This is a genomic window from Mesorhizobium sp. LSJC280B00 (genome assembly GCF_000502835.1).
GTDB lineage: Bacteria > Pseudomonadota > Alphaproteobacteria > Rhizobiales > Rhizobiaceae > Mesorhizobium.
On sequence record NZ_AYVL01000041.1, the window covers coordinates 21,683 to 27,821 of the forward strand.

A 6,139-nucleotide genomic window follows, 5' to 3' on the forward strand; every position below is an offset into this window, starting at 1 on the left:
GGGCGGGGAAGCAAGAAAGACCGTCGCCGCCAGGCATGACGGACATGGGAGGAAACATGTATCTCGGCCTCGATCTCGGCACGTCGGGCGTCAAGGCGCTGCTGATCGATGCAAGGCAGAGCATCGTCGGTTCCGGCCATGCGCCGCTCGACGTGTCGCGCCCGCATCCCGGCTGGTCCGAGCAGAACCCGGCCGACTGGATCCGCGCCTGCGAAGCGGCGGTCGGCGAGCTGCGGTCAATGCATGCGAAGGAACTCGCGGCGGTCAAAGGCATCGGCCTTTCCGGCCATATGCATGGCGCCACTCTGCTCGATGCAGCCGACCAGGTGCTGCGCCCCTGCATTCTATGGAACGACACACGCAGCCACGCCGAGGCGGCCGCGCTCGATGCCGACCCGCGCTTTCGCAAGCTGACCGGCAACATCGTCTTTCCCGGTTTCACCGCGCCGAAGCTGGCCTGGGTCAGGAACAACGAACCGGCTGTTTTCGCCAAGGTGGCAAGGGTCCTGCTGCCGAAGGACTTTTTGCGGCTCTGGCTCGCCGGCGAGCATATTTCGGAAATGTCGGATTCGGCTGGCACGTCGTGGCTCGATGTCGGCAGACGAGCCTGGTCCGCCGAACTGCTCGCCGCCACATCGCTCGACGAAAGGCAGATGCCGTCATTGGTCGAAGGCACGGCCAAGGCCGGTGCCTTGCGCGCCGAATTGGCCGCCAAATGGGGCATGCAGGCGGGCATCCCGATCGCCGGCGGTGCCGGCGACAATGCGGCTTCGGCCTGCGGCATGGGCACGGTCGGCGCCGGCCAGGCGTTCGTCTCGCTCGGCACGTCGGGCGTGCTTTTCGCCGCCAACGCGTCCTATCTGCCCAACCCGGAAAGCGCCGTGCATACCTTCTGCCACGCACTGCCCGGCACCTGGCACCAGATGGGCGTCATCCTGTCGGCAACCGATTCGCTGAACTGGCTGTCGGGGATCGCTGGAAAAAGCGCCGGCGAGTTGACCGCCGAACTCGGCGATGCGCTGCAGGCGCCGACCGGCGTCTCCTTCCTGCCCTACCTGTCAGGCGAGCGGACGCCTCACAATGATTCCGCCATTCGTGGCACCTTTACCGGGCTTGCCCACGAATCCGGCCGCGCGGCACTGACCCAGGCCGTGCTCGAAGGCGTCGCTTTCGCTTTCCGCGACAGCCTCGAAGCTCTGGCCAAAGCCGGCACGACGCTGACCCGGGTGACGGCGATCGGCGGCGGCTCGCGCTCGCGCTATTGGCTGAAGGCCATCGCCACAGCGCTTGGCCTGCCCATCGATATTCCAGCCGACGGCGATTTCGGCGCTGCCTTTGGCGCGGCCCGACTTGGCCTGACCGCGGCGACAGGCGCCGATCCGCGCGCCGTGTGCACGGCGCCGGCGACGGACGCCACGGTCGAGCCGGTCGCCGCCCTCGGCGGTGCCTATGCAGATGCCTATCAGCGCTACCGGGCGCTTTATCCGGCGATCAGGGCTGTAACCGCGTGAGCCGGCGCTTACCCCCTTCTGGCCTGCCCTCTTTGCCACCACTTGGCATCTCTCCCTCAAGGGTGGAGATCAGCAGCGTCGACGGCTATGCCAGTCTTGCAAGATCGGTGATTGGCGAAGGCGGAAAGGCCAGCCAATCTCCCCCCTTGAGGGGGAGATGCCCGGCAGGGCAGAGGGGGGTGCTTGGCCCCCGCTTTGCCGCGATTTCCTCACTGCGCCGGCACCTTGTCGAGAAAGCCGGTGACGCTTTTCAGCCGGCCGTTTTCGATGACGCCGATATCGGTGCCTTCGATGACGGATTCGACGCCTTCCGGCCCGAGGTTCCAGGAGAAACGGATGGTATCCGCGAAGCCGTCCGGCTTGCCTTTCAGCGAGAACCTGAAGCCGGCAAAGCGCTGCTGCACGCCTTCGATCAACGCGGCGATGCCGTCATGGCCGTCGCCCTGCATGATCGGATCGCGATAGCCGACGTCCTCGGTGAAGGTTGCCTCGAGCAAGGCTTTTCTGCGCGCGTCGTCGCTCTCGTTCCAAGCGGCGATGTAGTTTTCGGCAATGGTGTTGAGGTCGGTCATGGTCTGTCTCCTTCGTTGGGTGGCTTTGACATGAGCCTTTTCGACCAACTTCAGCGCAAAACCAATTATGCCTGAGGTAATCAGGCCGAACCATGCGAGAGGAAAAGAACATGAGCAGCGGTTTTTTCGGCGACATCCAACAGATCAAATACGAGGGACCGGATTCGACCAATCCGCTGGCCTACCGGTTCTACAATCCCGACGAGATCGTCGCCAGCAAGCGGCTGGAAGACCATCTGCGCTTTGCCGTCGCTTATTGGCATTCCTTCGCCTGGCCGGGCGGCGATCCGTTCGGCGGTCAGACGTTCGACCGGCCATGGTTCCCCAAGGCCGGCGGTACCGACACGATGGAGCTGGCCAAACTCAAGGCCGACGTCGCCTTCGAGATGTTTTCGCTGCTGGGTGCGCCTTATTTCTGCTTCCACGATGCCGACGTGCGGCCGGAGGGCCGGGACTTTTCCGAAAGTGCGGCGCGGCTCGACGAGATCGCCGATTACTTCTCGGGAAAGATGAAGCAGACCGGCGTCAAGCTGTTGTGGGGCACGGCCAACCTGTTCTCCAACCGCCGCTTCATGTCAGGCGCCGCCACCAATCCCGATCCGGACGTCTTTGCCTATTCGGCGGCGACGGTGAAACACTGCATCGACGTCACCAAGCGTCTGAACGGCGAGAACTACGTGCTGTGGGGCGGCCGCGAGGGCTATGAGACGCTGCTCAACACCGACCTTGCCCGCGAGCAGGAACAGGCCGGCCGTTTCCTCAACCTGGTCGTCGATTACAAGCACAGGATCGGCTTCGAAGGCACCATCCTGATCGAGCCGAAGCCGCAGGAGCCGACCAAGCACCAGTACGATTACGACGTCGCCACCGTCTACGGCTTCCTCAAGCGTTTCGGACTGGAGAACGAGGTCAAGCTCAACATCGAGCAGGGCCACGCCATCCTGGCCGGCCATTCGTTCGAACATGAACTGGCGCTGGCCAATGCGCTCGGCATTTTCGGTTCGATCGACATGAACCGCAACGACTACCAGTCGGGCTGGGATACCGACCAGTTCCCGAACAATGTACCGGAGATGGCACTCGCCTACTATCAGGTGCTGCAGGCCGGCGGCTTCAAGACCGGCGGCACCAATTTCGACGCCAAGCTCAGGCGCCAGTCGCTCGATCCGCAGGACCTGCTGATTGGCCACATCGGCGGCATGGATTGCTGCGCTCGCGGCCTCAAGGCAGCGGCACGCATGGTCGAGGACAAGGCGCTGTCCGCCCCGCTCGCCGAGCGCTATGCCGGCTGGGATTCGGCCGAGGCCAAGGCGATGCTTGCCGGCAAGCGCACGCTCGAGGAAATCGCCGAGCGCGTCGTCAAAGAGAAGATCGAGCCGCAGCCCAGATCCGGCCGCCAGGAATTGCTCGAAAACATCGTCAACCGGTACGTCTGAGGCGTACCGTTTTCATGGCCGCATTGTTCAGCGGCCGCCGGCTAAAGACGGCTTTCCGCGGGGCTGAACCGACGAAGGTTTTGCCCCGTGTGAAACTCGCGTGGCCTGTTCGCTGACCGGGTTTGGCGCGTCTTAGCCGTGATCGAGGCCTCTCAGGTAGGCGCAGAACATGTCGGCCATGGCGTCGGCGTAGGCTTCAATCTCCGCGGGGGTTCGGGGCAACTCCGAGAACTGCTTCCCCACCGTGCTGAGCGTCGTCATGACCAGATCGCCGGCCAATTCGCGAGTCGCTTGCGCGGCGTTGGGCAACGCCTCCTGCATGAAGAGCTGGATGGTGCGGTCTCCGGACGCCCTTGCCGTCTGCGCCTCGGGCGCGTCGCGGTAAAGCGGTGCGGCGTCGTCGAGCGCCACACGCACCGCGGCCTCGTCACACTCCGAGCGGAGGAAGGCGTGGACCAGGTCGCGCAGCCGGTCAAGCGGCGGTTTCCTGATATCCTCGAGGATATCGCGCAGCAAACTGGTCGTCTGCCGCCATTCGTCGCTCTGGAGCCGGAACAGGATCGCCGCCTTGTTCGGAAAATACTGATACAGCGATCCGACGCTGACGCCGGCCTTCTCGGCCACCCGCGCCGTGGTGAAGCGCTGCGCGCCTTCCCTCGCCAAAACCTGAACAGCAGCCTGCAAAATCGCAGCGACGAGCTCCGCCGAGCGGGCCTGCTTCGGCTGTTTTCGCGAGGAAATCCGCGGACTTCGGTGATCGCTCATTGAGAGGCGCGCCAATGCGATTAGTGAATGCGAACGATTAGTCGTATTTTGAATGCCGCACAAGAACGCATTCAATTCCGACTGGAGACCGATATGACCACACTGACGACAACGCCGCTCGCGCCCCTGCTGGACCGCCTGTTCGAGGAAGCCGCTGCGGCAACAAGCCCTGCAGTGGCGGAACTCTCGGCCGAGGAGCGGAGCCGCCTCATTCGAAGCAAGACCGAATACCTCGATTTCTATGGGCGGCTAAAGGACCTCTGGCTTCCCGTCTCGCGAGAGACCGGCATGCTGCTCTACATGCTGGCACGAGGCAGCGGCGCAAGGACGATCGTTGAATTTGGAACCTCGTTCGGCATCTCGACCCTGCACCTTGCCGCAGCCTTGCGGGACAATGGCGGCGGCCGCCTGATCACCAGCGAGTTCGAGCCATCCAAGGTCGCGCGCGCGAGGAGTAACCTGACAGCAGGCGGTCTCATTGACATGGTGGAAATCCGCGAAGGAGACGCGCTGCAAACATTAAGCGTCGATCTTCCCGAAACGGTCGACCTGCTTCTGCTCGACGGCGCCAAAGCGCTCTATCCCGAGATCTTGAGTCTGGTTGAAAGCCGCCTCAGGCCGGGCGCCTTCGTCGTTGCCGACAACGCAGATCTTTGCCCCGAATACCTCGAGCGGGTGCGCTCGACCGGGAGTGGCTACATGTCCACGCCGTTCGGCGAGGATGTTGAACTGTCGATGCGGCTTGGCTGAAGCACTGCCTGACCTGCCGGAACGATCGTGCCCAAGATGGGCGGCGGCGGACAAAACTTTGCCCGGCATCGCCCATCAATCGCCTCGCTCTTGCCTTCAAACAGCCGTCACGAACCTCCTATAGTGTGGTTCGTGGCGGGATTCAGAAAGAAGGAGGCGAAACGATATGCAGCACGAACGCGAAATCGACGCCCTGCTCTCATCTGGCGAGGCTGGATCGATCATCGACCGGCTGATGGCGCTGCCGCACCCGAAACAAGGTGCGCTGAGTGCAAACGAATGGGATCGCGCGGTCGCCAGCCGCTTCGAGACCCATCTTGCGAGACAGATGCGCTCGCAGATCGACGGCAGCAGCGACCGCCAGGACGCTGCCTGATCTACCTTTGTCTATGCATGTCGTTATCCCAAAACCGCTCCGCACCCTCGGGTCAAGCCCGTGGCCAGGCTTTTGGGCGACATGCATTATCCCCGACGCAGCCTGACCGGCGCTTCGCCGAACGCTCTTGAAAACGCTCTGGAAAATGCCGCGGCGGACGAAAACCCCGTTCGCCCGGCAATGTCCGCCATGGCGATGCGCGTGTCGACCACCAGCCGGCGCGCGGCGCCGAGGCGCAGCCTGAGGTAATAAGCGCCGGGCGTTTCGCCGATCGACTTGCGAAAGATGCTTTCCAGCGTCCGTGCCGTCACCCCGGCGCGCTTTGCCACGGCGGCGATAGTCAGCGGCTGGTCGACATGCGCTTCCATCAGCCGAATGGCTTGCGCCAGCCTGGGATCGTAGCCGTCGAGACGGCCGAGCGAGACCAGCGGTTGCGCGTCCGTCGCGGCGCGCGCCTGATCGTAGATGAAGACGCTCGCGACATCTAGCGCCACGGCCATGCCGAGCCGCGTGCGAATCAGATGCAGCATCAGGTCGAAGGTCGGCGAGGCGCCGCCGGTGGTGAACACGGGGCCATCGATGACGTAGCGGTCGGGGCGCACGTCGACGCCGGGAAAGGCCGACGAGAAATCCTCCATGTCCTCCCAGTGGGTGGTGGCGCTGCGCCCCTCCAGCAGACCCGCGCGGGCAACCAGCCAGGTGCCGGCCTCGACGCCGCCGCAGGCGCGT

At 64.0% G+C, this 6,139-nt stretch carries 7 protein-coding genes; 4 read left to right on the plus strand and 3 right to left on the minus strand.

Annotated features, from left to right (window positions below; all coding sequences use genetic code 11):
* Nucleotides 1-56 precede the first annotated feature (56 nt).
* Complete coding sequence (gene xylB, locus X773_RS70525; protein ID WP_023680238.1) at nucleotides 57-1,511, plus strand: xylulokinase; 1,455 nt, start codon at nucleotides 57-59, stop codon at nucleotides 1,509-1,511.
* A gap of 209 nt (nucleotides 1,512-1,720) precedes the next feature.
* Here xylB and X773_RS70530 read toward each other — a convergent pair whose 3' ends face one another.
* Complete coding sequence (locus X773_RS70530; protein ID WP_023680239.1) at nucleotides 1,721-2,083, minus strand: nuclear transport factor 2 family protein; 363 nt, start codon at nucleotides 2,081-2,083, stop codon at nucleotides 1,721-1,723.
* A 110-nt stretch (nucleotides 2,084-2,193) separates the two neighbouring features.
* On the opposite strand from X773_RS70530, the gene xylA reads away from it, so the two are divergent.
* Complete coding sequence (xylA, locus tag X773_RS70535) at nucleotides 2,194-3,519, plus strand: xylose isomerase (protein WP_031213015.1); 1,326 nt, start codon at nucleotides 2,194-2,196, stop codon at nucleotides 3,517-3,519.
* A gap of 132 nt (nucleotides 3,520-3,651) precedes the next feature.
* Here the strand turns inward: xylA and X773_RS70540 are convergent, their stop codons facing one another.
* Complete coding sequence (locus X773_RS70540; protein ID WP_023680241.1) at nucleotides 3,652-4,284, minus strand: TetR family transcriptional regulator; 633 nt, start codon at nucleotides 4,282-4,284, stop codon at nucleotides 3,652-3,654.
* Nucleotides 4,285-4,377: 93 nt separating this feature from the next.
* Here X773_RS70540 and X773_RS70545 point away from each other — a divergent pair, with 93 nt between their 5' ends.
* Together X773_RS70545 and X773_RS70550 are read left to right on the plus strand one after the other, a co-directional pair.
* Nucleotides 4,378-5,034: a class I SAM-dependent methyltransferase gene (locus X773_RS70545; protein WP_023680242.1), complete on the plus strand. Its 657-nt coding sequence runs from the start codon at nucleotides 4,378-4,380 to the stop codon at nucleotides 5,032-5,034.
* Nucleotides 5,035-5,200: 166 nt separating this feature from the next.
* Nucleotides 5,201-5,410 carry a hypothetical protein gene (locus X773_RS70550; protein ID WP_023680243.1) on the plus strand — a complete coding sequence of 70 codons (210 nt, stop codon included), beginning with the start codon at nucleotides 5,201-5,203 and terminating at the stop codon, nucleotides 5,408-5,410.
* 86 nt (nucleotides 5,411-5,496) lie between these two features.
* Here X773_RS70550 and X773_RS70555 read toward each other — a convergent pair.
* The coding region (locus X773_RS70555; RefSeq protein ID WP_023680244.1) for a GlxA family transcriptional regulator at nucleotides 5,497-6,139 on the minus strand (643 nt) is incomplete at its 5' end.